Source organism: Pseudomonas sp. ADAK21 (genome assembly GCF_012935735.1).
GTDB classification, from domain to species: Bacteria; Pseudomonadota; Gammaproteobacteria; order Pseudomonadales; family Pseudomonadaceae; genus Aquipseudomonas; species Aquipseudomonas proteolytica.
Genome location: NZ_CP052857.1, coordinates 1,005,958 through 1,030,801 on the forward strand (window position 1 = coordinate 1,005,958; position 24,844 = coordinate 1,030,801).

The window sequence follows — 24,844 nt, forward strand, 5'->3', positions numbered from 1 at the left end:
AGAGGCGAGGGAGTGTGCCATCACATGTGAGACTGCTCCCTACCCTCCACGCAAATACCTGCGATACCAAACGACGCCAACGAACGCTGAAACCACAACCACCGCTCCATTGCCCGCCAACCGAATCCCGAAGTTGCGACTCTGCTGTGCATCCCCCCACTATCGGCCCAACCAATCCATCCCCCCAATCTATCGATTTGAGCTCTCCCCCACCCTCACCGACTATTGGCGCCACTTCCAACAACAAAAACCAGGAACACGCCATGACTGCCCGATTCCACAACCCGGTAGACACCCGCTTCGGCTGGGGCTGCCTGCAAGACCTGGCCAGTATCACCGCACACCAGACTGTCGCCCTCGTCACCTTTCCTGAAGCCCGTGCGCTGGGTTTGGTGCAGAGGATCCAGGCACTGCTGGGCGAGCGCTTGGTGTATGTGGTCGAGGATGTGCAGCCCAACCCCGATGTCGCTCAACTGCGTGGCACCTATGAGCGTTTCTGGCAGCAGGCCGGAAGTTGTGATGTGGTGCTGGCCGTCGGTGGTGGCAGTGCGATTGATACGGCCAAGGCATTGATTGTCGGGACCGAGTCCGGGCAGTTCGATGAGTTGCTGGCGTTGTTGGCGACCGGCCAACCGTTTGTACCGGCCCATTGCAAGACGTTGATCGCGGCGCCGACCACCGCGGGTACCGGCAGCGAGGTGACGCCCTGGGCGACGATCTGGGATTCGGCCAGCCACAAGAAGTACTCCCTGCACCTGGACTGCACCTGGCCGACAGTGGCGATTATCGACCCGCAGTTGATGCTGACAGTGCCGGCCGGGGTTACGGTGTCGACAGGGTTGGACGCCTTGTCCCATGCCCTGGAGGCGATCTGGAACATCAACGCCAATCCGGTCTCGGACACCTTCGCAGTATCGGCCATCGAGGACATCCTGGAATGCCTGCCATCACTGCGGCATGACCTCGGCAACCCGCAGTTACGCTCACGCATGGCCTTGGCGGCACTCAAGGCAGGCCTGGCGTTTTCCAATACCAAGACCGCCCTGGCCCACTCCATTTCCTACGAAATGACCCTGCACCACGGCCTGCCCCATGGCATCGCCTGTTCCTTCACCTTGCCGTTGGTGTTGGGGTTGGCGTGGGGGCATGACGCGGCGCGCGATCACACGCTGCGCCGGGTGTTCGGCAATGACCTGGATAAAGCCCAGACCCAGTTGCGCAACTTCCTGCACAGCCTGGACGTAAAAACCGAGTTCGCCGACTACGGCGTCACGCCCACCGAGGCCGACGCGATGATCCGCTTCGCCCTGCAAGGGGCACGCGGCAAGAACTTTATCGGTTCCAGGGCCGCCTGAGCCCAACGCAATTCAGTCTTTCCTCTTGCACCTGTAAAGCGTGCCACCCCGTCGCTGCGGTTTCGGGGGCGAATAACAATAAGGAAAACATCATGAATCGTGCACACACCCTGCCTGTCCCTGCCGTTCGCTCGGCGTCGTTCCGTGTTGCCCAGTGGCGCATGCTGCTGGCGGCGATGTTCTGTTACCTGTTTTTCTACACCGGGCGCCAGACCTTCGGCTTCGCCATCCCGGGGATACAGGCCGAGTTCGGCCTGACCAAGGAGGTGCTGGGCTGGATCTCGGCCGCCATGCTCTGGGCCTATGCCATTGGCCAGGCGATCAACGGCAACCTGGCCGACAAATTCGGCGGCCGGCGCATCATGACCCTGGGCGCGGTGCTGTCCTGTGGCGCCAACTGGGTCACCAGTTTTGCCAGTGGCTTTGCCGGGTTGATCCTGCCGTGGGGCATCAACGGTTACTTCCAGGCACTGGGCTGGGCGCCGGGCAGCCGCTTGATCTCCAATTGGTGGAGCGCCAGCGAGCGCGGCCGGGTCTATGGCTTCTATGTGTTCGCCGCCGGTTGTGCGTCGGTGCTGTCCTATGTGACCTCCATCGTGGTGCTGGAAGTGCTGCACCTGGAATGGCGCTGGATCTTCCGCCTGCCGGTCCTGCTGATGCTGGCCGGGGGCATCCTGTTTTACCTGGTGGCCCGTGAACGCCCGCAGGATCTTGGCTTCGAGCCCCTGGCCGATACCGGCGTGGCCAACGCCGAGGACAAGGGCCATGAAGTGGCCCAGGACACCGAAGAAACCTCGGCACAGCGCTACAAAGCCGTGCTGAAAAACGCGCGCCTGATCATCGCCGCCGTGTCCCTGGGCTTTCAGAACGCTGCGCGCTACGGCTTGATCGTGTGGGTGCCGGTGCACTTTCTCGGTGCCAACTGGAAAAGCGGCGACAGCATGATCGATCCCAAGTGGATCACCGTCGCCCTGCCAGTCGGCATGGCCGTCGGCGCCCTGAGCAATGGCTGGGTATCCGACAAGCTGTTCGGTTCCAAGCGCTACCTGGCGATCATGCTCTATATGTTCCTAGGCGCCGCCACCAGCCTGTGGATGTGGAGCCTGCCGCCCCATAGTGCAATCGGCCTGGTGGCGCTGTTTCTGTGCGGGTTCTTTGTCTACGGCCCGGCATCCAGCTTCTGGGCTCTGTGCCCGGACTTGGTAGGCGCCAAGCGCGCAGGCACCGCAACCGGTGTGATGAACTTCTCGTCTTATCTGTTCGCTGGCCTGGCGGAACCGCTGATCGGCAGTATGCTCGACAGTACCGGCAATACGTCGCTGATCTTCATCGTCGTCACCTCGGCCTGCCTGTGCAGCGCGGTGGTGGCCCTGTTTATCCGCCGTTGACGCCCTCTGGAACAGGACCCGTTATGTACCAGTACCACAAGTGGCTGCGTTCGTTTCATGCGGTGGCGAAGACCGGTAGTTTCACCCTCGCCGCCGAGTACTTGAGCGTCGGCCAGCCAACGGTCAGCGAACAGGTGAACGCCCTGGAAAAGCAGTTCTCGGTGGAGTTGTTCCACCGCCGTGGGCGCTTTATCGAGATGAGCGCGGCCGGCCACGCGCTCTACGGAATCACCCAGGGCCTGTTCGGCCAGGAGGATGAGGCCATGCAATTGCTGCACAGCTTCAAGCAGCGCAAGACCGGGATGTTGCGCCTGGGCGCGGTGTCGCCGCCAATTGCCATGAACCTGACGTACGAGTTGATGCAACGCCACCCGGACATCGAGCTGGAAACCTCGTTTTCCCCGGAGAAGGAAACCCTCGACCGCCTGTTCAACTTTGATATCGACGTGGCAATCCTGGCCCTCTCGGAATTTGACCGACGCTTCGACACGCAACTATACCGCCGCTACCCGATCATCGCGGTGGTGCGCGACGACCATCCCTGGGCGGCGCAGAAAGAGGTGCACGTCGCACAGATCAGCCAGGAGCGCTGGGTCATGCGCGAACGCAGCTCACGCACCCGGCAGTTGGTGGAAGAAAGCTGCAAGCGCCTGGGTGTGGACCTCAACTGCGTGATGCAACTCAACAGCCGCGAGGCCATCGTGCATGCCATCGCCAAGGGCATCGGCATCGGCTTTGTGTCGGCGGTGGAGTACGCCGAAACGCCGGGCACCACCCCGATCACCTTTGTCGATCACCCGTTTTCCATCGACTACCACCTGTGTTGCCTGGGGATCCGGCGCAACCGCCCGATGATCGCCGAACTGTTTGAGGCCAGCCCCATACCGGCTACCTGAATCGCCTGATTTTTTTGTACGCAACCGGCTTACCCCGTTTATCGGGGGACGGCCCACTCATACCCGAAACTGGAGATTGCTCATGCATTACCAACAACCTGCCAAGCTGCAAGCGGTGGTCCTGGACTGGGCCGGCACCGTCGTCGACTTCGGCTCCTTCGCCCCCACGCAGATTTTTGTCGAAGCCTTTGCCGAGTTCGGCGTCGCGGTTTCCCTGGAGGAAGCGCGCGGCCCCATGGGCATGGGCAAGTGGGATCACATCCGCACCCTGTGCAATCAGCCGCAGATTGCCGAACGTTATCGCGCTGTGTTCCATCGCCTGCCGAGCGACGAGGACGTCACCGCCCTGTATGAGCGTTTCATGCCACTGCAGATCGAGAAAATCGCCCTGCATTCGGCGGTGATTCCCGGCGCACTGCAGGCAATTGAAACCCTGCGGGGCAAAGGCCTGAAGATCGGCTCGTGCTCGGGCTATCCGGCGGTGGTGATGGCCAAGGTGGTTGAGTTGGCGCGGCAAAATGGCTACGTGGCCGATCATGTGGTGGCCACTGACGAAGTGCCCAACGGACGTCCACATCCAGCCCAGGCCCTGGCCAACGTGATCGCCTTGGGCATCAGCGATGTGGCGGCATGCGTCAAGGTCGATGACACTTGGCCAGGGATCCTGGAAGGGCGCAGTGCCGGCATGTGGACGGTGGCGCTGACCTGCTCCGGCAACGCGCTGGGGCGCACTTACGCACAATACAAAGCGCTACCGGCCGAAGAACTGGCCCAGGAGCGTGAGCGTATTACCCAGATGTTTGAGGGTGCGCGGCCGCACTACCTGATCGATACCATCGTCGACCTGCCGGCGGTGATCGATGACATCAATGGGCGACTAGCGCGTGGTGAAACACCCCAGGGCACCTGATCCTGGCAGCCTGCTCGTCTGTGGCGAGCGGGCTTGTCGGAGCGCCGCATCGCCCGCGCTGGGCTGCGAAGCAGCCCCAACCAGCCAAATGCCGTGTATCAGATATTCGTAGCGGCTGGTTTGGGCTATTGCGTCTGGAAAGTCTCAAGATACGCCAGCAGGTTCTCGATCTTCTCCTGATCGCTGATCCCCCAGAAAATCATACGGGTGCCGCTCACCACTTTCTTCGGGTTCTCGATATAGGCGGCAAGTGTTTCCCGCGTCCACACCACACCTGAGTTTTTCATCGCGTCGGAATACTGATAGTCCGCCGTGGTACCCGCCAGCCGCCCGATCACCCCATTGAGCTGTGGCCCGAAACCGCCGCGTGCATTCAACCCGACACTGTGGCAACCGCCGCAGGTCTTGGTGAACAACCTGCCACCCGCCTCGGCATCACCCGCTGCCATCGCCGAAGTGTTAAAGAGCGCGGCAGTGAGCAAAAGAGTCAGTAAGGCAGCGGGTTTCATCAGGGGCTCCAGGTCAGGGCTTCAGCAGTGAAGGCGGCAATTATGCCTGCGGTTTACTTGTCCTCGTCCACGTTATTGAAGCGTGCCCGGTTGATCTGCCAAGGCAGGGCTGGCTGCGAACGGATTTTCTTGTGTTTGCCACGGCTGAAAAAGTGCGTTTGCAGTTCAAGGAAGTGTCGGTCGCGCCCAACTGATTCAAAGGTCACGACGAAAAAGATCAGTGGCGTGCTGGCCTTGGCCCAGAGCTTGGAAGCCTTCTCGATGGCTTCGGGCAAATGGCTTTTGGTGCTGTAGGACACGAAGGTGGAGAACGCCGCCTGTTCATGGTTTTTAAACAGCTTGCTGATTTCATCCACTTTATCGTTGTGGGACTGGACCCACTCCCATTCGACATTGGACAAAATGCTCTTGTCGGGATACTTCAGGACCGCATCGGTACGCCCGCCCTGTTCGAAATAAGCACGTGCGCCCAGCAATTTCGCGCATTCGCGCATTACCAACCCCACATGAATCGTCCAGCCCGCACGGTTGGTGACGGCATCGACCTCCACCGGAAAATCCTGATACCACAGGCAATTGAACAGGGTGATGAAGTCGCGTTCGATCCGTTTCATTTTTACTTCCTTAGCGTCGACTGGATAAATGGCAAAGAGCCATCACTCTAAAACAACTCGAGACAAATCGCTCCCTGTACCTGGCATAACATTTAGACACAGCCATTTAATTGCCATCACTCCCGCCCTCTGCTTGCATGCGCACTTTCCCTCAGCACGTCAGTTCAGGAGCGATCGATGAGAACCATGGTGGTCGGTGCAAGCAAAGGTTTGGGCAGGGCATTTATGGAAGGCCTGGGCGGAGTGGGCGATACCTTGATCGGTGTCTCGCGCAGCCGTCCCACTGGCTTGGTCTCCAGCACCGGCGCCGAAGTGTCGTGGGTAGAAGCCGACCTTGGCCAACCAGCACAGGCCGCGCAGCTCATCGAACAAGCAGTGGCGCAGGACGGCCTGGACACGCTGATCTATAACCTGGGCATTTGGGAGGATCGGGCGTTCGATGAGGCCTACAGCTTTCTCAAGGATGAAGACACGCAGTTGGAAGCCATCGTCAGTTGCAACATCACCGCGCCTCTGCTGCTGATCAAGCGCCTGCTGCCCGTACTGTTAAAAAGCCCCAACCCACGCATCATCCTGACCGGCTCGACCTCGGGGCTGCCCCAGAGCGGGCGCCCGGAAGTCACGTTTGGCGCGTCGAAATTCGCCCTGCGCGGCATGGCCGATGCCCTGCGCGAAGGCTATCGGCACCAGCGCCTGGGCGTGACCTGCCTGAACCTGGGCTACCTGAATACCGAAGACCCGTTGAGCACATCACGGCTTGAGGCCGAGCAGCGCGGCGACGGGCAGTTGATCCCGGTACATGACGTGGTGCAGGTGGTGCGCATGGCCATGAGCCTGTCATCGGCCAGCTTCGTCAAGGAGCTGACGTTGCCGGCCTTGCTCGACGAGCGCTTCTGACTCAATAGGCCGAATCTTCAGACAGCCAGGTAGATCGCCATCAGGCACAACGGCACCAACACCAGCCCCAGCAACATCATGAACACCACACTCATGGCGTTGGTCCGGGGCGTGCCAACGTGGCTGACAACCCCCATGCACAAGCGTCGCAGCCATTCAGCGCCCCTGGCGAACTGGTAGGCCACGGTGATGGTAAGCAGTGAGAGTGTGCCGGTGACCGCGCAGTAAAACAGGATCGGCTCAGGCATGAAGTAGCTGGAGATAAAACCTTCGGACGTGGCGTAGATAAACGTCACGGGCTGAAACAGCGAAATCGAATACAGCACATCGCGCAATGGACTGAACGCGATCGTCGGCCGCACTTCGTCGGCGGGCAACATGGCGTACAGCTCGCTCATATCCGACCAGCGAAACCAGTAAACCGCCGCGCTGAACAGCAGGTACGCCAAGGCAATCGTCGCCGAAAAGCACCACAAAAACCGCCACGAACCAAAGCCGCGGCGCATCCCAACATTGATGCTCCATTTCGTCAATTGGATGGTCACGCAATCGATCGCGATCGCGACGAGCAGGCCCTTGCTATAAAAGTCCTTGATCGCCTGCAGCACATTGGGCGGCGGCGGCACATTGAACACGTGCTCAGGGTTTTTAAACAGGTAGAGATCCAGCAGCCACACGACAAAAAACACCAGTGACACCAGCAAGGTGTACAGCGGGATGCTGATCAACTGGCGCCTGGCCAGTAACGTGCGCCCGAACACCCGTTGGAAACAACTGGCCCACAACTGCGCTATCCCGATAAAGCGATCACGCCCAAGGCTCATGCCGCTCAAGCTCTTGAGTATTTCCAGGCGACTTTTCTTGGTGCTGAACGCCACTGCCACCAACACCCCGGTGCAACCGAACAAAACGGTGGCAACGACGATCAACGCGCCGATCATTTCTTTCACACTGGCATTCCTTGCGGTGAATTTTCCGGCCCACATCCTGGCTTAACCCACCCAAGACTCGCAAGCTATAGCGGTTGTGCAGGCGCCGTAGATACCACCAAATGACCACCCATCGAATAAAAAACATCCAATCGAACCTAACCCCTGACAGGCCACTCCACCTTATTCAACCCAGATGGTGGAGTAAGGATCATGGCTCAGCCATCGATATTGGTATTGGAAGACGACGAGATTATTCGCTCGCTGATGGTGGACGTGCTGGAGGAATTCGGCGCCGTGGTGACCTCTTTCCCTTCGGCCGATGAGGGGATGATTTTTCTGGAGAGGACCAGTGATCCAGTAGACCTGATTGTCAGCGATATCCAGATGCCCGGCCTGCTCAACGGCTATGACTTGAGCAAGGTCGTGGCCCATCGCTGGCCATCCTTGCCAGTGGTGCTGACCTCAGGCAATACGGTGATGGCCGCACAACTGGGCAGCACGGTGAAGTTTTTGCCCAAGCCCTGGAGCACGGAGCGGCTGCTCGACTGTGTGCAGGCCGCGTTGGTGCAAGGGACATCCCTGCACTAATAGCATCGCAATATCGCGGCAATCGAACTTCGCGACAGCGTGTGAGGTCTGTTTTTGAGTATCCGGTTATTTTTCTGACGAAAACGTCAGGTTTTTCGTTATGGACTCTCAGATACAGACGGTCGGGCGTATAGAATTGTGCGCCCACCCTTAACTCACGCGTCAGCCATGGCCCGCCCTGGCCGACCCCTCCGAGCTTCCTGCATGCATCCACCGGCCCATGACGTCGCGGCGCCCTCCCTGCTTGAAGCCTTGCGCTCGGGCACAGCCCAACTCCATGTGGCCCTGGAAAAACGCTTGCCGTTCTTTTCACCGAGACTGGATGCCGATTGGTATGGCCGCCTGCTTGCGGCCTACTACGGTTTCTACCATCCGATGGAATCGCGACTGTACGACAGCGCGATGATTCCCGTGGGATTCGACCAGACGCTGCGAGTGAAAACACCAACCCTGCACAGTGACCTGATTGCCTTGGGCCTGGCTAACCCAGCGATTGTCGCCCTGCCCCTCTGCCCGAGCCTCCCTCCTCTCGGCACGCCGGCCGCCTGCCTGGGCGTGTTGTATGTGCTCGAAGGCGCGACCCTTGGCGGCCAGGTGCTGCGCCGGGAGATGGCCCGCAGCCTGGGGCTGGACGCCAGCAATGGCGGCGCCTTTCTCAATGTTTATGGCGCCGAGACCGGTCGGCGCTGGAAAGACTTTCTCGACTACCTGGGCCACGTCCCGCTGGACGACCTTGGCCGTCAGCAGGCGGTGGACGCGGCCTGTGCGACATTTCGCTGTTTTGAGCAATGGCTCGACAGCCAGGAGGTACTGCTATGAAACCCGATGATTTTGAACAACTGCTGGCCAACTGTGCTGACGAGCCAATCCGTTTTCCCGGTGCGATCCAGCCTCACGGCGTGCTGCTGACCCTGAGCGAACCAGACCTGCGGATCGTGCAAGTCAGCGCCAACGTGGTCAGCCTGTTCAATCACCAGCCCGAGGCCTTGCTCGGCCAACCACTGGACACGCTGCTGGGCACGCAACCTACCGACGTTGTGCGCCAGATGGCCGGCCAACCCAGCTTTATCGATGCCCCACCACTGTACGTCACCCTTAACGGTGGCCAGTTCGAAGGCCTGTTGCATCGCCACCAAGGCGTGTTGGTGCTGGAGTTCGAGCCACACTCCGAGCACTTCCAGCCCAAGTCCCAGAATGGTCGCACCAGCAACCTGGGCAAGATGCTGCAACGGTTGCAGTCGGCGAAAACCCTGCAAGCCTTGTACGAAATCAGCGTGAGCGAAATCCAGGCCATGACCGGCTATGACCGGGTACTGATTTACCGCTTCGAAGAGGAAGGCCACGGCCAGGTCATCGCCGAAGCATCCGCGCCCTCCATGGAACTGTTCAACGGCCTGTTCTTCCCCGCGTCCGACATCCCGCAACAAGCCCGCGAGCTGTATCGCACCAACTGGTTGCGGATCATCCCCAATGCCGACTACGAGCCGGTGCCGCTGCTGCCCAAGCTGCGCCCGGACACCGGACAGCCGCTGGATCTGAGCTTCGCCACCCTGCGTAGCGTGTCGCCGATCCACTGCCAATACATGAAGAACATGGGCGTGCTGTCGTCCATGAGCATCTCGCTGATGAAGGGCGACAAATTGTGGGGCCTGATCAGCTGCGGTAACCGCGAGCCGCTGCACGTGCCCAACGATCTGCGCACCACCTGCCAGACCATCGGCCAGGTGCTGTCGCTGCAGATCAGCGCCATGGAAGCCCTGGATATCAGCCGCCAGCGTGAAGAAAAGGTCGACGCCCTGGGCGTACTTAACCAGGCAATGAGCAACTCATCGGACGCGGTGTTCGACGGCCTGGCCCAATGTCCGCAGGTGCTGATGGACCTGGTGCAGGCCGGCGGCGTGGCAATCATTGAAGGCCAGCAACTGCACCGCTACGGCAACTGCCCCGAGCCGGAGCAGATCCGCGCCTTGCACAAGTGGTTGAAGGACACCGGGCAACCGGTGTTTGCCAGCCACCATCTGTCAGCGGTCTACCCGCCCGCGGCGGATTATCAAGCGGTAGCCAGTGGCGTCATGGCCATGAGCTTGCCCAAACCGGTAGACAACGGCGTGTTGTGGTTCCGCCCGGAAGTCAAAGAGAACATCCAGTGGAGCGGCGACCCGAAGAAACCGCTGGCCCTGGAAAAATCCGACACTGGCCTGCGCCTTCGCCCACGCACCTCGTTTGAAATCTGGAAGGTGGAAATGGCCGGCATCTCCACCAAGTGGAGCCCCGGCGACCGCTTTGCCGCCAACGATCTGCGCCGCTCGGCCCTGGAAAACGACCTGGCCCGCCAGGTCCTGCGCGAACAACAGGCCGTGCGCGCCCGGGATGAGCTGGTAGCCGTGGTATCCCATGACCTGCGCAACCCGATGACCGTGATCTCGATGCTCTGCGGCATGATGCAAAAGGCTTTCAGTTCCGATGGCACCCACACCTCGCGGCGGATTTCCTCGGCCATCGACACCATGCAACAAGCCGCCGGGCGCATGAATGTGTTGCTGGAAGATTTGCTCGACACCTCAAAAATCGAAGCGGGCCGCTACACCGTCAGGCCGGTGCCGCTGGACGTCAGCCAGATCTTCGAAGAGGCCTACTCACTGCTGGCGCCCCTGGCCCTGGAAAAGGGCGTGGACCTGTCGTTCAACGCCGAACCCGGCCTGCAGATCAACGCCGACCCCGAGCGCCTGTTCCAGGTGCTGTCGAACCTGATCGGCAACGCCATCAAATTCACACCACGCCAGGGCATTATCGGTATTTCGGCGATGAGCAATGACGAGGAAATTGTGTTTTCAGTGCGTGACTCCGGTGAAGGCATTGCCCCTGACCAGTTGCCCCATGTGTTTGATCGCTATTGGACCCTGACCGAAAACAATCCCACGGGCAGCGGCCTGGGGTTGTACATCACCCAGGGTATCGTCAAGGCCCACGGCGGCCGGATCGAGGCCCAAAGCGAGCTGGGACGTGGCAGTGAGTTCCGCTTTACCGTGCCAAAAGCGCCGAAAGAATCACACCTCTGATCGGGCGCGCTGTGGCAAGCCGTTTGCCACAGCGTCGCCATCTTCGCATTCATATTTGGAAGCGAGTTGTTTATAGCCCGACTATCAGCCTGCTAGGTAGCGTTGGCGTCGCCATGGCAGCGCCAGACATTCTTACCGAGACGATACCGATGATCGCCACTATCACTTCCCCCCTCGTACACCTGCATCAGTACCCTGCACACTCGGACGAACCCGCCCTCACGCGCAACAAACGTTCCTACGACCAGCCCTTCGCCGCGGGCCCGGCCAATGACTTCAACCGCCTTTCGGCCAACGACCGCCGCAAGAGCACCGGCACGCTGGACAGCCTCGGCCGTGGGAACCTGCTGTAGATGATCCAGGCCGGGGCCCCGCACCTGCCGCGTTGACAAAACACCGACATCCCTTGCGCTAACCTGCGCTGTCATCCTTCGCACAGAGCCATTTTTTCATGCTGCAACCCGACACATTGCCCGCCGTCCTCGCCGGCCCCCTGTTGCGTCGTCTGGAACCTGGGCGCCTGGTGTTGTGGCTGGTGGGCAGTCGTGCGCTGGCACTGACCCTGCGATTGCAGTTCACCCAGCACGCGCGCCAACAGTCGCTGGATATCGACCTCGACGCCAGCCGCTGCCAGGTGATCCCCGTAGGTCGCGCAGCGTTTATCCACCTGATCGATGTAACGCTGGACACGCCGCTGCCCCAGGACGTGCCCATCAGCTATGACCTGCTGACCGATGATCAAAGCGGCATCGCCGAGTGGGCGCCGCACCTGCTGTACGCCAATGCCCAGACCCCGGATTTCATCCTGCACAGCCGTATCCGCCAGTTGCTGCACGGCTCTTGCCGCAAACCCCACCATTACGCCGATGAAGGCCTGCTCTGCGCGGACCGCCTGTTGGCCGAAGATCGCAGCCTGGCCCAGCGCCCGGCCCTGTTGATGATGAGCGGCGACCAGGTGTATGCCGACGATGTCGCCGGGCCGATGCTGCGCGCCATTCATGGCCTGATTGCTCGCCTGGGCCTGTTCGATGAACACCTCGATGGCGCAGTGGTGGACGACAGCACCCGGCTCTACGACCACCCCGCCAGCTACTACCATCGCGCCGACCTGTTACCGGCGCTGGAGAGCAACGAGACCCTGCGCGAACGCTTCTTTGGCGGCGTGAAGAAACCGATCTTCACCAGCAGCACCGCCGACAACCACCTGGTGACTTTCGCCGAAGTCATGGCGATGTACCTGCTGGCCTGGTCGCCAACCCCTTGGAGCCTGATCGCCCCGCACCCTCCCACGCGGTTATCGCTGGAAGAACGGGCACGCTACGCCCGTGAACAGGTGCCTGTGGATAAGTTTCGCAATGGCCTGGCCGGCGTGGCCCGGGTGTTCGCCCATGTTCCATGCCTGATGATCTTCGATGATCACGACATTACCGATGACTGGAACCTCAGCGCCCAGTGGGAGCAGACCGCCTACGGCAACCCCTTCTCCAAGCGCATCATCGGCAACGCCCTGCTTGCCTACATGCTTTGCCAGGGCTGGGGCAACAACCCCGATGCCTTCGCCCTAATCGTGGAAAAAACCCTGGCCCTGACCGCCACCGCCCAGGACCACGACAATCATCTGCATGCCCCCAGCCAGGACCAATTGCTGGAAGAACTCCTGAAATTCCAGCAGTGGCACTACGTGCTACCCACCACTCCGGCGCTGGTGGTCATCGACACCCGCACGCGGCGCTGGCGCAGTGAGTTCACCCTCAAGCAACCGTCCGGCCTGCTGGACTGGGAAGCCTTGAGCGAATTGCAACAGGAACTGCTGGACCACCCGTCGGCCATCATCGTTTCGCCCGCGCCGATCTTCGGCGTCAAACTGATCGAAACCGTGCAGAAAATCTTCAGTTGGTGCGGCTACCCGCTATTGGTAGATGCCGAAAACTGGATGGCCCACCGTGGCGCCGCGCAAGTGATCCTGAATATCTTCCGCCACTCGCGTACCCCGGGGAACTACGTGATTCTGTCGGGGGATGTGCACTACTCGTTCGTCTACAAGGTGCTGATCCGCCATCGTAATGTCGGGCCGCATATCTGGCAGATCACCAGCAGCGGCATCAAGAACCAGTTCCCGCCGCGCCTGCTGGAATGGTTCGACCGCCTCAACCGCTGGCTGTACTCGCCGCGCTCGCCCCTGAACTGGCTGACCCGTCGCCGTCGCATGCAGGTGGTGCCGTATATCCCGGAGCATGCCGAAGCCGGCGAGCGCCTGTGGAACAGTGCCGGCATCGGCCAGGTATTTTTCAACGAACAAGGCCAGCCTGAGTCGATCTACCAGCACAATGCCAACGGTGCGCCGCCCACGCGCATGGTAGAGCCGCAATAGCCTGCAGGCCGCGAACAATGGCACTTAGCCATAGTTTTGCGGCCTCTTCTACGCAGGCAAGCCTCGTTGTACAGTACGCCAAGCCACGGAGTATCGGCGTTAACACCTGACTGGCCATAGTGAGCCAGCACCCTCGCAGGGAGCGCGCAGATGGGCGATATATCCGATAAGGATCCGTTGAAAGGTGAGCTTTTCGACGTCAATGCCGACCTGGTCCATGCCATCATGGAACTGGTCAGCGATGGAATATGGGACTGGAATGCCAACACCGGGTTTGTCTACCGCAACCCCGGCTGGTACGAAATGCTGGGCTACAATCCCCACTCCCTGGAAAACACCGTCTTCACCTGGGAAAGCGTGATCCATCCCGACGATTACCCCCATGTGATGAAAGTCTTCGATGACTACATCAATAGCCGCGCCACCCACTATCAAGTCGAGTACCGCTGTCGAAAAAAAGACGGCACATGGCTATGGATCGAAGACCGTGGCTACGTGATCGCCCGCAATCCCGATGGTTCGGTGTGGCGTATGGTCGGCGCACACCGCAGCATTCACGAACGCAAACGCTCCCTGGAACAACTTGAGCGGCGCAACCAATCCCTGGAAGCCCTGGTGGCCGAACGCACCCGTGAGCTGTCGCGGGTCAACCAGCAACTGCAGCTACAACTGGACGAAAATCGCTCCCTGGCCGAGCGCGATACCTTGACCCGTATCGCCAGCCGCTATCGCCTGGAAAAAGCCTTGCTGGAAGAATGCGAACGCGCCCAGCGGTTTCGCCTGCCGTTGGCGGTGATTGCCATGGATGTCGATGACTTCAAACCGATCAACGACCAGCACGGGCATGCCGTGGGCGATGCCACCCTGCTGCAGGTAGTCGAACGCCTGGAGCATTGCGTGCGCCAGGGCGATCTACTGGCACGCTGGGGTGGTGATGAGTTTATGGTGATCATGCCCAAGAGCACCGTGGAAACCGCCATGGCACTGGCCGAGCGTATCCGCCAGGCAGTCCTCGACATCCCCCCTGTGGGTGATTTCAAAGTGACCTTGAGCCTGGGGGTGGTACAACGCCTCGACCACGAGTCGCCCACCAACCTGATGGCTCGGGCGGACCAGGCGTTGTACCGGTCCAAGGCAGCAGGCAAGGACCGGGTTTCACAATAGGGACTGTGCCTATACCTGTGGCAAGCGGGCTTGTTGTGGCGAGCGGGCTTGCCCTAATGCCGTTCAGTTAAGCCTTTTTGTAGGAGCGAGGGGGACGCCTAGTTCTTGCTCGCGAAGAACTTGAGAGCGCCGCGTTTACCTAGCAAACACGCGTTATCGTTGACGTCCTTCGCGAGCAAGCTCGCTCCTACAGAAAGCAGAATCCGCTTAACTGAACGGCATTAGGGCTTGCCCCGCGCTGGGCTGCGCAGCAGCCCCAACATTAGCACCCCAGCCACGCCAGACACACCGAGCAAACAGGCTTTGGGGCGGCTTCGCCACCCACCGGGGGACAAGCCCCCTCTCCACATTTACCGCGCCAGCCTGCCGACTGCGGCCAGAGCACCCGCTGTGGCAAGCGGGCTTGTTGTGGCGAGCGGGCTTGCCCGCGCTGGGCTGCGCAGCAGCCCCAACAAACCCACCCCAGTTACCCCTGACACACCAAGCAAACAGGTTTTAGGGCGGCTTCGCCACCCAACGGGGGACAAGCCCCCTCTCCACATTTACCGCGCCAGCCTGCCGACTGCGGCCCGAGCGCCCGTTGTGGCAAGCGGGCTTGCCCCGCGCTGGGCTGCGCAGCAGCCCCAACAAACCCACCCCAGCCACGCCAGACACACCGAGCAAACAGGCTTCGGGGCGGCTTCGCCACCCAACGCGGGACAAGCCCCCTCTCCACAGCTGACCTCCTGCGCAGCAGCCCCCATTCCCCACAGGACACAGTTTTTTTGCCAATACCCCCGCGCTAGTAACGCGCATCCACCGGCTTGCCGCCGTTCGGCCAGTCCTTGACCTTATCCGGGAAGTCCGGGCGTGGTTTTTGCGAGAAGTAGGCGGCAACGTCCACCGCTTCCTGGTCCGACAAGCCGCCCTGGCCCAACGGGAACTTTTCGTGGAAGCCGATTGGCATGTTGCGTTTGACGAACGCCGCCGCGGTGTAAGTGCGGGCCATGCCGGCACCGATGTTGAACGACTGATCGCCCCACAACGGTGGGTACACCAAAGTGCCGTCCGCTCGGACCAGGCCTTCGCCGTCATTGCCGTGGCATACCGCGCATTGCTTGGCGTAGACCTGTTCGCCATTGGCAAGGTCGGGCTTGATGGCCGGGTCGATCTTGCCGACACCCCGGCCTGGCACCTTGTCCTCGGGCTTGGTGTTGTTTTTCATCCAGTCGAAGTACGCCACCATCGCCTGCATGTCCGCCGATTGTGGCGGCACCGGTTTGCCATTCATCGAGCGGCGGAAGCAACCGTTGATGCGTTCTTCCAGGCTCACCACCTTGCCAGCACGCGGGGCGTAGCTGGGGAAGAAGGCCGACACGCCCACAAACGGCGAACCATCCGCCACGGTGCCGGCATTGAGATGGCAACTGGTGCAGTTCAGCGAGTTGCCGACATTGTCTGGCAGCAGTTCCTTGGTTTGCAGGTGCAAGCGCATGCCGCGTATCACTTGGTCGGCATTCGAAGCTGCCAGCAGATTGGCCAGGCGCGGGGTTTCGAACGCCGATGAGTCGGTGCTGACCGGGTTGAGTTGGTCACGCATTTTCTTCACCTGGGCGGTACTGATCGGCGTGCCTTCGTTACCCCAGCGCGTGCGCACAAAGGTGAGGATTTCCGCCACTTCGTTGTTCCCCAGGCGCGCAAAGCCCGGCATGGTGTAGACCCGTGGATGGGCTGCGGTCTCGGCGGTTTCCCAACCGGTAAGGGTAATGTGCAGCAACGAGGTCGGGTTGCTGGCAACCACGCCGGCGTTGCCGGCCAATGCCGGGAACAGCCCTTTCACACCGGCGCCGTCGCTGCGGTGGCAATCGCTGCAGAACTGCATGTAACCCAGGCCGCCACGGCTGGTGAACAAATCCTTGGGCAGTTCGGCAGGACCTTTGGCGACCGCAGGCATCGGCAGGTCGTCCTTGCCCGGTGGCAGGGATTTCAAATACGTCGCGACGGCCTTCAGGTCGGCGTCCGTGAAATGCTGGGTACTGTGACGGATCACGTCCACCATGTTGCCCGACACTGTGGCAAAGCGGTTCTGCCCGGTCTTGAGCAGTTGCACGGTGTCTTCCACCGTCCACAGGTTGCGCAGACTCAAGGCGCGCCAATGCTCGACGGTTTCCCCGCCCAGGTAGTGCTCGCCGCCGCTGCCGGTGTCGCTCATGGCTTTTTCCTGGAAGGCGATACCCCGCGGGGTATGGCACGAGCCGCAGTGGCCGAGGCCCTGGACCAGATAGGCGCCGCGGTTGAGCACTGCATCCCGGGCCGGGGCGGGCTGGAACGGTTGTTTGTCGAGGAACATGAAGTTCCACAACGCCAGGCCCCAGCGCTGGTTGAACGGGAACCCCATGTCTGCTTCGAGGTTGGCCTGGCTCACCGGCTTGACCTCATGCATCAGGTAGGCGAACAAGGCGCGCATGTCCTCTTCGCTCATCTTCGCGTAGGACGGATACGGCATGGCTGGGTACAGGTTCATACCAGCAGGTGTCACACCTTCACGCATCACGCGGTCGAACTGTTCGAAGCTGTAGTGACCGATGCCGGTCTCGCGGTCCGGGGTGATGTTGCTGGAATAGATGGTGCCCATGGGCGTGCTCAGTTCCAGGCCGCCGGCCATCTGTGGACCTTGCTTGGCGGTGTGGCAGGCGATGCAGTCACCGAGTTGGGCCACGTATTTGCCTTGGGCGATCAGCTCGGTATCGGGTTTGGCAGGTTCGTTGGCGTGCAGGGGAAGCGCAAGACACAGCGTCGCCCCCATCAAGGCCAAACGTGACAGAGAAAGGGCCATCGCATTATTCCTTTAATAACCTGGCCTGGGGGTTGGCCCCTGGGTACAGGTTTATCTTCGTTTTTATGAGGTCATCAGGCGGACAACCGGGGCTTTGTAAGCCCCGGTTTGTTGTAGCGGATTTTCGAGGGTGGCCCGTTGATATGGATCAGGGCCGGGGGAGGTTCAAGCGTTTTGCAGGTATTGCGCAGCGTCGAGTTCGATCATCACCGGTTGGCGGCTGGTGGCCAGGGCTTGCAACAACGTGTGCAAGGCCTGTGGCGTGTCCGCCGTGTGGTGCTCGACATGGCAGCTGCGGGCCATCGCGGCAAAGTCCGGGGTCATGATATCCACGCCCAGCGGGGTGATTTCCCGGGCTTGCATATAGTCGCGGATCTCGCCGTAGCACTGGTTGTTCCACACCACCAGGATCACGCCGATACCTGCCTCCCGGGCTGCGATCAGTTCGTTGCTGGCAAACTGCAGGCCGCCATCGCCCACCAGCGCCACCACCGGTCGCTCGGGCTTGGCCAGCTTGGCACCGATAGCCGCCGGCAACCCGTAGCCGAGAGTGCCGTAGCCAGTGCCAGCATTGAACCAACTGTTGGCCGCCGGCGCCTGGTAGCCCACCGCGCCCTGATACACCGGCTGGGTCGAATCGCCGACGATCAATGGGTCGACCAGGCTGTCGCGCAGCAGGTCCAGCAAGCCTTGCAGCCCCTGTTGCTTGGCATTCCATGTCTCGCGCTCCAGACGGTTGACCCGCTGCACGCTGTCCTGTGCCCAACGCCCGCTCGGGGCAGGTGGGCGGACCTCATCCAGCAGCGCCTGCAACCCTTCGCGGGCATCGCCCACCAGCCCGACATGGGCCCGTTGCACGCCCATGACTTGCATCGGGTCGATATCCAGACGGATCAGCGGTGCCTTGAATTTCAGTGGGCCAAGGCCGAAGAAGTCGTAGTCGGTTTCCCCAAGCTCCGTGCCCACGGCGAGGATCACATCGGCTTCGTCAAACAGCGAGCGGCCATGTTTGGATGACTGCACGCCGTCCAGCAATAAGGGGTGGTTCATGGGCAGCAAGCCACGGGCATTAGTGGTCAGGGCCACCGGCGCTTGCAGGCGCTCGGCCAGTTGCTGCAACACCTCGGCGCAATCACGGGCACCGCCGCCGGCGAGAATCAGCGGCCGGCGCGCGTCGTTGAGCAAATTCAACGCCGCACGCAACGAGGCCGGCGCCGGGGCCGGTGCGCCTGGCAGGCTGCGGGGCATCAGGTTGAGGTCGATGGCCGGCATGTCCAGCACATCCAGAGGGATTTCCAGGTGCACAGGGCGCGGGCGCGCACATTTGAACACGGCGAAAGCGCGGGCCAGCAGTTCGGGCAATTGCTCAGGCGATTGCAACGTGTGGCTGAACGCACACACCCCCGCGACCATCGCGCGCTGATCCGGCAACTCGTGCAGATGCCCGTGGCCCAGGCGCAGATGTTCGCGGCGGTTGGTGGTGGAAATCACCAGCATCGGCACCGAGTCGGCATAAGCCTGGCCCATGGCGGTCAGAATATTGGTCATGCCCGGGCCGGTAATGATGAAACAGACGCCCGGCTTGCCACTGGCGCGGGCGTAGCCGTCGGCCATAAAACCGGCACCCTGTTCATGGCGCGGGCTGACATGGCGCAGGCGGCTACCGTGCAGGCCGCGATAGAGCTCGACGGTATGCACGCCGGGGATACCGAACACGGTATCTACCCCATAACCTTCCAGCAGGCGAACCAGGGACTGGGCGCAGGTGGTCATTGCTCACTTCCTTCTTATTGTTCTGTGTCGATTGGCCAGACCTTAGGGTGCGACCCGAGGGCGGACAAGCAAAAAATTTACCGGCCATTGGCAAAAAAAATTCACGGATTGCCTGGCGTTAAAGCCCGCCGCCCAGCTGCGACTTCACCCACTCGCCAAACGCCTGCACCACCGGTCGTTCGACTTTCTGGTGATCGGCCACCAGGTAATAGCCACGGTTGGACTCGATCTCGGTCTCGAACGGTCGCACCAGCAAGCCCCTGGCCAGGGCTTCACCGCTGATCAGGTTGTCGCCCATGGCGATACCCTGGCTGGCGATGCACGCCGACTGCACAAAGTGCGCATCGGCAAACACGATGCCGCGCTGCACATCGACATTCGGCGCCCCGGCGGCGGCCAGCCAGACGCGCCAGTCGGAGTAGTCGATCATATGCAGCAAAGGTGCGCCGGCCAGGTGCTCCGGGTTCTTCAGGCCGCCCATGGTGTTGACCAGGCGCGGGCTGCACACCGGGAAGTAGCGCAGCGAAACGATCTTCTGCACATGCTGGTTGGGCCAGTCGCCCATGCCGTAGGCGATAAACAGGTCGGCGCCGTGGTCGCTGGTGTCGTCTGGGGTGCGCGGTGAAATCAGGTGCAGTTCGACCTGTGGATAAAGGGCCTGGAAGTCGGCGATATGCGTGCACAGCCAATAGGTGGCAAAGCCCGCCGGGCTGCTGATACACAGGCGCCCGCTGACCTGCTGGCCATCAAAGCGCTGGCCAGCCTCGAGGATATTGGCCAGCAGCCCATGGATATCCCGGGCATAGCGCTCGCCTTGCCAGGTGATGCGGATATTGCGCCCGGTGCGCTCGGTCAGGGCAAAGCCCAGGGTTTGTTCCAGGCTCTTGATCTGGTGGCTGATGGCGCTGGGGGTGAGGTTCAGCTCAGTAGCGGCCTCGGACACACTGCCCAGCCGGGCCACCGCGTCCAGCGCCCGCAAGGCGGTCATGGAAGGGTAACGCATGGATGTTCACCTGCTCAAAGATACCCGCACCATAGCCGTAATCGGCCGTCAGACATAGCCACCGGCAAAGCGGACAGTTGAATTAAATTTCAAGATCGACGGAAAAATGCTCGATTGACCTCAAATAGCCAGTGGCTATTCTCGACCTTCAGCACGGCACGCCCAAACTTGCCGGCGTTGGTCGTCAACGATGACATGGGCAGGCTGGATAAACGTGGTGTTCTTGCGTTTTTCGCTGGCAAGCCAGCTCCCACAGGGGGCGGTGTCCAGGTTGATCAATTTACAAAAATAAAGAGGGAAAACCCTTGAACCCAGTCACCCCAGTGGTCGCCATTGATGCTCTGCACAAGAGCTACGCTGCGCACCATGTTCTCAAAGGCATTTCCCTGCGCGCCAACGAAGGCGATGTGGTGTCGCTGATCGGTTCCAGCGGTTCGGGCAAAAGCACCCTGCTGCGTTGCATCAACCTCCTGGAAATCCCTTGCAGCGGCAGCCTGCGCATCAACGGCGAAGAAGTGCGCCTGAAAAAGGACCGCGCCGGCAACCCGCTGATCGCCGACCCGGATCAAGTCGCTCGCCTGCGCACGCAACTGGGCATGGTGTTCCAGAGCTTCAACCTGTGGCCCCACCGCACCGTGCTGGAAAATGTCATCGAAGCCCCGGTATATGTGCTGGGTGAAGACCGCAAGGACGCCATCGCCCACGCCGAGCACCTGCTGGAAAAAGTCGGCCTGGCCAGCAAGCGCGATGCGTTCCCCGCCTTCCTTTCCGGTGGCCAGCAACAACGCGTGGCCATCGCCCGCGCCCTGGCCATGCGCCCGCGCGTATTGCTGATGGATGAACCTACCTCGGCCCTCGACCCGGAGTTGGTCGGCGAAGTACTGAAGGTGATCCAGGGCATCGCCGAAGAAGGCCGCACCATGATCCTCGTCACCCACGAAATGGCGTTTGCCCGCGATGTATCGAGCAAAGTCATGTTTTTGCACCAAGGGTTGGTTGAAGAAGAAGGCACGCCACAGCAAGTCTTCCAGAACCCCACCAGCGAGCGTTGCCGCCAGTTCGTCATGGCCCAGGACAATCGCGTTTGAACTGCCGCTTCCATCCTTCAAAACAATAACTTCGAAAGGGTCAAGCCATGCACAACACTCTGAAATCCCTCGCCGCCGGCTGCGTGCTCGCCGTGCTTTCCCACAGTGCCGTTGCCGCCGACAAAATTGTCTTTGGCATCGCCCTGGAACCGTACCCACCGTTCTCCGAAAAAGCCGGCAATGGCGCCTGGAGCGGTTTCGAACCGGACCTGATCAAGGCCCTGTGCGAACGCCTGCAAGCCCAATGCCCGCTCAAGGAAGTGTCCTGGGACGGCCTGATTCCGGCGCTGCAATCGAGCCAGATCGACGTGATCCTCAACTCCCTGAGCATCACCGAGGAACGCGAAAAGGTCATCGCCTTCACCGCCCCTTACTACCAGACCCCAGCCATGTGGGTCGCCGACAAAAGCCTGGAGCTGGTCACCACCCCCGAAGGCCTCAAGGGCAAGCTGATCGGCGTACAGGGCTCGACGTCCAACGCCACGTATCTCAAGGCTTACTACGCCAAGAGTTCGACCCTGCGCTACTACAACACCCAGGACGACATGACCGCCGACCTGCAAAGCGGACGGATCGACGTCATGCTGGCCGACGCCCTGACCATCGAGCCGATGCTCAAGTCTGATGCTGGCAGCGGCCTGGCCGACAAGGGCCTGGCGCCCAAGGATCCATTGTTCGGCTCCGGCATCGGCGCCGCCGTGCGCAAGGGTGATGACAACCTGCGCGAGCAGCTCAACACCGCGCTGGCGGCGCTGAAGGCTGACGGCACCTACGACAAAATTCGCAGCCGCTATTTCAGCGTCGATATTTCCGCGCAATAACGTCCAACGGAACGCGCCATGATTTCTTTGTCCGAACTCTCCCAGCTGTTCGTCGCCGACGGCTGGCTCAACGCCCTGCTCCAGGGGGCGGTGGTGACCTTGCAGATTTCCGCCGGGGCCTTTGTGCTGGGCCTGGGCATCGGCCTGCTGGTGGCCATGATCAAGCTCAAGGGCCCACGCTGGATGGTGCGCCTGGCCAACCTGTACACCACGCTGTACCGCGCGGTGCCGGAGTTGCTGCTGATTTTGCTGCTGTATTACGCCGGCACCGACCTGCTGAACATGGCGATGGCCGCCATGGGCCGCGACAGCGTGACGGTCAATGGCTTTATCGCCGCCGTGCTGGTGCTGGGCATTGTCCAGGGCGCCTATTCGGCGGAGATCATTCGTGGCGCGATCCAGGCCATTCCCGTCGGCCAATTGGAAGCAGCGCGGGCCTTTGGTATCGAGCGCTGGTTGCTGGTACGCCGGGTGTTGCTGCCCAGCATGCTGCCGTTTGCCATGGCCGGCCTGTCGAACCTGTGGCTGGTGCTGGTCAAGGACAGCGCGCTGATCAGCATCGTCGGCTACAGCGAGCTGCTCTCGGTGGGCAAGCAGGCGGCCGGTTCCACCAAACATTACCTGGTGTTCTACCTGGCGGTGGCAGCGGTGTATTTCATCATCACCCTGATTTCCAACGGCGCCTTCCGGGTGTTCGAGCGACGGATCAACCGCTGGATGCCGCAGCACTAAGGAGCGCAGTGGATGGATTTTTCATGGATCAACAGTTTTGGCAACGAGCTGCTGCATGGCCTGGGCATCACCCTGAAATTGCTGGCGTTGTCCGGGGTGTTCGGGTTCTTGCTGGCGGTGCTGGTGGCGTTGGGGCGCTTGTCGTCCAACCCGCTGATCAGTGCGCCGCTGCGCGCCTACACCGCGGTATTCCGGGGCACGCCGCTGCTGGTGCAGATCTACATCCTGTATTACGGCGTAGGCAGCGTGTTTGCCAGCTACCCGCTGATTCGCGGCAGCTTCCTCTGGCCGTACTTGCGTGAAGGTTTCTGGTACGTGGCCCTGGCGCTGATCCTGTGTGTCGGCGCCTATGTCGGCGAAGTGTTGCGCGGCGCCCTGCGTGCGGTGCCACGGGGCGAGCTGGAAGCGGCGCGGGCCTTTGGCATGAAGCGCCTGATGGTGCTGCGCCGGGTCTGGCTGCCGCGGGCGCTGGAGCTGGTGAAGCCGACATTGGTGGGCGAGACCGTGCTACTGCTCAAGGCCACCGCGCTGGCTTCCACCGTGGCCGTCACCGACTTGCTCGGCGCCGCCAACCTGGTGCGTGCGCAGACGCTGCGGGTGTACGAACCCCTGCTGGCCGTGGCGGTGATCTACATTGTCCTGGCGTTCGTGATCGAACACGTCTTCTCGCGCTGGGGCAAAGTCCCGCAGCGCCAGGCTTGAATCAACTTTAGGAGAACAAGGATGCGTTATTCACCGTTTGTCGAGCGCATTAGTGGCGAGTCCGTCAGCGCCTGGGATATTCACTACGCGGCCGTCGAAGCCCGTGGCCGTGGCGAAGATGTGATTGTGTTGAGCGTGGGCGACCCGGACTTCGCCACCGCCAGCGCCATTTGCGAAACCGCCGTCGATGCCCTGCGCGCCGGCGACACTCACTACACCCACGTCCTCGGCCGGCCGGCCCTGCGCGAGGCGATTGCCGCCAAGCAAAGCCGCCTGCAAGGGATTGCCGTACACGCTGATAACGTGGCCCTGGTGGCCGGTGCGCAAAACGGCCTGTTCGCCACCTCGCTGTGCCTGTTCAGCCAGGGCGATGAAGTGCTGGTGCCAGAACCGATGTACCTGACTTATGAAGCGTGCATCCATGCTTCCGGTGCGCGCATCGCAACCATCGAACAACCGGCGGCCAACGGTTTCCGCCTGACCCGCGCCGCCCTGGAAAAAGCCATTAGCGCCAAGACCCGGGGCATTGCCCTGGCCACGCCCTGCAACCCCACCGGCAACGTCTACAGCCGGGAAGAGCTGGAACTGGTGGCCGAAGTAGCCCGTGAGCATGACCTGTGGGTGATTTCCGATGAAGTCTACGGCCAGATCATTTACGACCAGCCGCACCTGAGCATCGCCTCGCTGCCGGGCATGGCTGAGCGCACCGTGGTGCTCAACAGCCTGTCGAAAACCCACGCCATGACCGGCTGGCGCGTGGGTTGGGTGGTAGCGCCGACTGCGTTGGTGGGCCACCTGGATAACCTGCTGCTGTGCATGCTCTATGGCTTGCCGGGGTTTATCCAGGAAGCGGCGATCAAGGCCCTGGAACTGGATGACGAAGTGGTCAGCGATGCGCGCACGGTGTATCGCCGCCGGCGTGACCTGGTGGTAGCGGGCCTCGGCGGCATTGCCGACCTCGATTGCCGCGTGCCCCAGGCCGGGATGTTCATGCTGGTGGACGTGCGCCGCACGGGGCTGTCGAGCATGGACTTTGCCTGGCAGCTGTTCCGCGCCACCGGCGTTTCGGTGCTCGATGCCCAGGCGTTTGGCGCCAGTGCCGAGGGCTTTGTGCGCATCTCCTTTACCGTCGCCGACGACACCCTCAAGGACGCCTGCCAGCGCATTGCCGGGTTCGTCGAGGGCCTGAGAGCCAACCGCTGATTATGTGAACACTGGGATTGATGT

General features: G+C 61.4%; 22 protein-coding genes. 16 read left to right on the forward strand and 6 right to left on the reverse strand.

Annotated elements, in window-relative coordinates; all coding sequences use genetic code 11:
- The first annotated feature begins 263 nt into the window (after positions 1 to 263).
- The 4 genes from psrA to phnX all read left to right on the forward strand — a co-directional run bounded on the left by psrA (position 264) and on the right by phnX (position 4,549).
- Positions 264 to 1,355, forward strand: a complete 1,092-nt coding sequence (gene psrA / locus HKK57_RS04650; protein WP_169389838.1) for an iron-containing alcohol dehydrogenase PsrA — start codon at positions 264 to 266, stop codon at positions 1,353 to 1,355.
- Positions 1,356 to 1,447: 92 nt separating this feature from the next.
- The gene (locus HKK57_RS04655) at positions 1,448 to 2,743 is read left to right on the forward strand and encodes an MFS transporter (protein ID WP_029300259.1); all 1,296 of its coding nucleotides are present in this window, start codon (positions 1,448 to 1,450) and stop codon (positions 2,741 to 2,743) included.
- 23 nt (positions 2,744 to 2,766) lie between these two features.
- Entirely contained in the window at positions 2,767 to 3,639 is an 873-nt protein-coding gene (locus HKK57_RS04660) for a LysR substrate-binding domain-containing protein (RefSeq protein WP_029300257.1), read from the forward strand.
- Positions 3,640 to 3,721: 82 nt separating this feature from the next.
- A complete protein-coding gene (gene phnX, locus HKK57_RS04665) occupies positions 3,722 to 4,549 on the forward strand; it encodes a phosphonoacetaldehyde hydrolase (RefSeq protein ID WP_169389839.1) in 828 nt (275 codons plus the stop codon).
- A gap of 125 nt (positions 4,550 to 4,674) precedes the next feature.
- Here the strand turns inward: phnX and HKK57_RS04670 are convergent, their stop codons facing one another.
- Together HKK57_RS04670 and HKK57_RS04675 are read right to left on the reverse strand one after the other, a co-directional pair.
- Entirely contained in the window at positions 4,675 to 5,058 is a 384-nt protein-coding gene (locus HKK57_RS04670; RefSeq protein ID WP_029300254.1) for a c-type cytochrome, read from the reverse strand.
- Positions 5,059 to 5,111: 53 nt separating this feature from the next.
- Positions 5,112 to 5,672, reverse strand: a complete 561-nt coding sequence (locus HKK57_RS04675) for a hypothetical protein (protein WP_029300252.1) — start codon at positions 5,670 to 5,672, stop codon at positions 5,112 to 5,114.
- Between the two features lie 177 nt (positions 5,673 to 5,849).
- On the opposite strand from HKK57_RS04675, the gene HKK57_RS04680 reads away from it, so the two are divergent.
- On the forward strand, positions 5,850 to 6,569 hold the full coding sequence (locus HKK57_RS04680; protein WP_070996880.1) for an SDR family NAD(P)-dependent oxidoreductase: 720 nt from the start codon (positions 5,850 to 5,852) through the stop codon (positions 6,567 to 6,569).
- A 17-nt stretch (positions 6,570 to 6,586) separates the two neighbouring features.
- Here the strand turns inward: HKK57_RS04680 and HKK57_RS04685 are convergent, their stop codons facing one another.
- Entirely contained in the window at positions 6,587 to 7,519 is a 933-nt protein-coding gene (locus HKK57_RS04685) for a hypothetical protein (RefSeq protein WP_169389840.1), read from the reverse strand.
- 192 nt (positions 7,520 to 7,711) lie between these two features.
- Between HKK57_RS04685 and HKK57_RS04690 the strand changes: the two genes are divergently transcribed.
- The 6 genes from HKK57_RS04690 (at position 7,712) to HKK57_RS04715 (ending at position 14,683) form a co-directional block, all read left to right on the forward strand.
- Entirely contained in the window at positions 7,712 to 8,089 is a 378-nt protein-coding gene (locus HKK57_RS04690; protein WP_029300246.1) for a response regulator, read from the forward strand.
- 204 nt (positions 8,090 to 8,293) lie between these two features.
- Positions 8,294 to 8,908, forward strand: a complete 615-nt coding sequence (locus HKK57_RS04695) for a biliverdin-producing heme oxygenase (RefSeq protein ID WP_133715535.1) — start codon at positions 8,294 to 8,296, stop codon at positions 8,906 to 8,908.
- Entirely contained in the window at positions 8,905 to 11,148 is a 2,244-nt protein-coding gene (locus tag HKK57_RS04700; protein WP_169389841.1) for an ATP-binding protein, read from the forward strand. Before HKK57_RS04695 ends, HKK57_RS04700 begins: the two co-directional genes overlap by 4 nt.
- Before the next feature lie 113 nt (positions 11,149 to 11,261).
- Positions 11,262 to 11,501 (forward strand): hypothetical protein, encoded by a 240-nt coding sequence (locus HKK57_RS04705; protein ID WP_143007606.1) that lies wholly within the window; start codon positions 11,262 to 11,264, stop codon positions 11,499 to 11,501.
- A 98-nt stretch (positions 11,502 to 11,599) separates the two neighbouring features.
- Positions 11,600 to 13,519 (forward strand): alkaline phosphatase D family protein, encoded by a 1,920-nt coding sequence (locus HKK57_RS04710; RefSeq protein WP_154907793.1) that lies wholly within the window; start codon positions 11,600 to 11,602, stop codon positions 13,517 to 13,519.
- 150 nt (positions 13,520 to 13,669) lie between these two features.
- Complete coding sequence (locus tag HKK57_RS04715; RefSeq protein ID WP_029300239.1) at positions 13,670 to 14,683, forward strand: diguanylate cyclase domain-containing protein; 1,014 nt, start codon at positions 13,670 to 13,672, stop codon at positions 14,681 to 14,683.
- A 781-nt stretch (positions 14,684 to 15,464) separates the two neighbouring features.
- On the opposite strand, the gene HKK57_RS04720 is transcribed toward HKK57_RS04715, so the two are convergent.
- The 3 genes from HKK57_RS04720 to HKK57_RS04730 all read right to left on the reverse strand — a co-directional run bounded on the left by HKK57_RS04720 (position 15,465) and on the right by HKK57_RS04730 (position 20,274).
- The gene (locus tag HKK57_RS04720; RefSeq protein WP_169389842.1) at positions 15,465 to 17,498 is read right to left on the reverse strand and encodes a c-type cytochrome; all 2,034 of its coding nucleotides are present in this window, start codon (positions 17,496 to 17,498) and stop codon (positions 15,465 to 15,467) included.
- A gap of 165 nt (positions 17,499 to 17,663) precedes the next feature.
- Positions 17,664 to 19,271 carry a 5-guanidino-2-oxopentanoate decarboxylase gene (locus tag HKK57_RS04725; protein ID WP_169389843.1) on the reverse strand — a complete coding sequence of 536 codons (1,608 nt, stop codon included), beginning with the start codon at positions 19,269 to 19,271 and terminating at the stop codon, positions 17,664 to 17,666.
- A gap of 118 nt (positions 19,272 to 19,389) precedes the next feature.
- Positions 19,390 to 20,274 carry a LysR substrate-binding domain-containing protein gene (locus tag HKK57_RS04730; RefSeq protein WP_029300234.1) on the reverse strand — a complete coding sequence of 295 codons (885 nt, stop codon included), beginning with the start codon at positions 20,272 to 20,274 and terminating at the stop codon, positions 19,390 to 19,392.
- A 305-nt stretch (positions 20,275 to 20,579) separates the two neighbouring features.
- Between HKK57_RS04730 and HKK57_RS04735 the strand changes: the two genes are divergently transcribed.
- From HKK57_RS04735 to HKK57_RS04755, 5 genes are read left to right on the forward strand one after another with little or no spacing between them, the layout of a single operon-like run.
- Positions 20,580 to 21,362: an ABC transporter ATP-binding protein gene (locus tag HKK57_RS04735; RefSeq protein ID WP_029300232.1), complete on the forward strand. Its 783-nt coding sequence runs from the start codon at positions 20,580 to 20,582 to the stop codon at positions 21,360 to 21,362.
- 47 nt (positions 21,363 to 21,409) lie between these two features.
- Positions 21,410 to 22,183 carry a transporter substrate-binding domain-containing protein gene (locus HKK57_RS04740; protein ID WP_169389844.1) on the forward strand — a complete coding sequence of 258 codons (774 nt, stop codon included), beginning with the start codon at positions 21,410 to 21,412 and terminating at the stop codon, positions 22,181 to 22,183.
- Positions 22,184 to 22,201: 18 nt separating this feature from the next.
- Complete coding sequence (locus tag HKK57_RS04745) at positions 22,202 to 22,915, forward strand: ABC transporter permease (protein WP_029300229.1); 714 nt, start codon at positions 22,202 to 22,204, stop codon at positions 22,913 to 22,915.
- A gap of 12 nt (positions 22,916 to 22,927) precedes the next feature.
- Positions 22,928 to 23,617: an ABC transporter permease gene (locus tag HKK57_RS04750; protein ID WP_029300227.1), complete on the forward strand. Its 690-nt coding sequence runs from the start codon at positions 22,928 to 22,930 to the stop codon at positions 23,615 to 23,617.
- A 21-nt stretch (positions 23,618 to 23,638) separates the two neighbouring features.
- Entirely contained in the window at positions 23,639 to 24,820 is a 1,182-nt protein-coding gene (locus tag HKK57_RS04755) for a pyridoxal phosphate-dependent aminotransferase (RefSeq protein WP_169389845.1), read from the forward strand.
- Positions 24,821 to 24,844: the final 24 nt, after the last annotated feature.

What these genes read in the sequence shown, in the direction of transcription:
- psrA (WP_169389838.1), top strand. Translation starts at nt 264, where the DNA reads ATGACTGCCCGATTCCACAACCCGGTAGACACCCGCTTCGGCTGGGGC.
- HKK57_RS04740 (WP_169389844.1), top strand. Translation starts at nt 21,410, where the DNA reads ATGCACAACACTCTGAAATCCCTCGCCGCCGGCTGCGTGCTCGCCGTG.
- HKK57_RS04705 (WP_143007606.1), top strand. Translation starts at nt 11,262, where the DNA reads ATGGCAGCGCCAGACATTCTTACCGAGACGATACCGATGATCGCCACT.
- HKK57_RS04755 (WP_169389845.1), top strand. Translation starts at nt 23,639, where the DNA reads ATGCGTTATTCACCGTTTGTCGAGCGCATTAGTGGCGAGTCCGTCAGC.
- HKK57_RS04675 (WP_029300252.1), bottom strand. Translation starts at nt 5,672, where the DNA reads ATGAAACGGATCGAACGCGACTTCATCACCCTGTTCAATTGCCTGTGG.
- HKK57_RS04690 (WP_029300246.1), top strand. Translation starts at nt 7,712, where the DNA reads ATGGCTCAGCCATCGATATTGGTATTGGAAGACGACGAGATTATTCGC.
- HKK57_RS04680 (WP_070996880.1), top strand. Translation starts at nt 5,850, where the DNA reads ATGAGAACCATGGTGGTCGGTGCAAGCAAAGGTTTGGGCAGGGCATTT.
- HKK57_RS04745 (WP_029300229.1), top strand. Translation starts at nt 22,202, where the DNA reads ATGATTTCTTTGTCCGAACTCTCCCAGCTGTTCGTCGCCGACGGCTGG.
- HKK57_RS04750 (WP_029300227.1), top strand. Translation starts at nt 22,928, where the DNA reads ATGGATTTTTCATGGATCAACAGTTTTGGCAACGAGCTGCTGCATGGC.
- HKK57_RS04670 (WP_029300254.1), bottom strand. Translation starts at nt 5,058, where the DNA reads ATGAAACCCGCTGCCTTACTGACTCTTTTGCTCACTGCCGCGCTCTTT.
- HKK57_RS04655 (WP_029300259.1), top strand. Translation starts at nt 1,448, where the DNA reads ATGAATCGTGCACACACCCTGCCTGTCCCTGCCGTTCGCTCGGCGTCG.
- HKK57_RS04715 (WP_029300239.1), top strand. Translation starts at nt 13,670, where the DNA reads ATGGGCGATATATCCGATAAGGATCCGTTGAAAGGTGAGCTTTTCGAC.
- HKK57_RS04725 (WP_169389843.1), bottom strand. Translation starts at nt 19,271, where the DNA reads ATGACCACCTGCGCCCAGTCCCTGGTTCGCCTGCTGGAAGGTTATGGG.
- HKK57_RS04695 (WP_133715535.1), top strand. Translation starts at nt 8,294, where the DNA reads ATGCATCCACCGGCCCATGACGTCGCGGCGCCCTCCCTGCTTGAAGCC.
- HKK57_RS04710 (WP_154907793.1), top strand. Translation starts at nt 11,600, where the DNA reads ATGCTGCAACCCGACACATTGCCCGCCGTCCTCGCCGGCCCCCTGTTG.
- phnX (WP_169389839.1), top strand. Translation starts at nt 3,722, where the DNA reads ATGCATTACCAACAACCTGCCAAGCTGCAAGCGGTGGTCCTGGACTGG.
- HKK57_RS04720 (WP_169389842.1), bottom strand. Translation starts at nt 17,498, where the DNA reads ATGGCCCTTTCTCTGTCACGTTTGGCCTTGATGGGGGCGACGCTGTGT.
- HKK57_RS04660 (WP_029300257.1), top strand. Translation starts at nt 2,767, where the DNA reads ATGTACCAGTACCACAAGTGGCTGCGTTCGTTTCATGCGGTGGCGAAG.
- HKK57_RS04700 (WP_169389841.1), top strand. Translation starts at nt 8,905, where the DNA reads ATGAAACCCGATGATTTTGAACAACTGCTGGCCAACTGTGCTGACGAG.
- HKK57_RS04730 (WP_029300234.1), bottom strand. Translation starts at nt 20,274, where the DNA reads ATGCGTTACCCTTCCATGACCGCCTTGCGGGCGCTGGACGCGGTGGCC.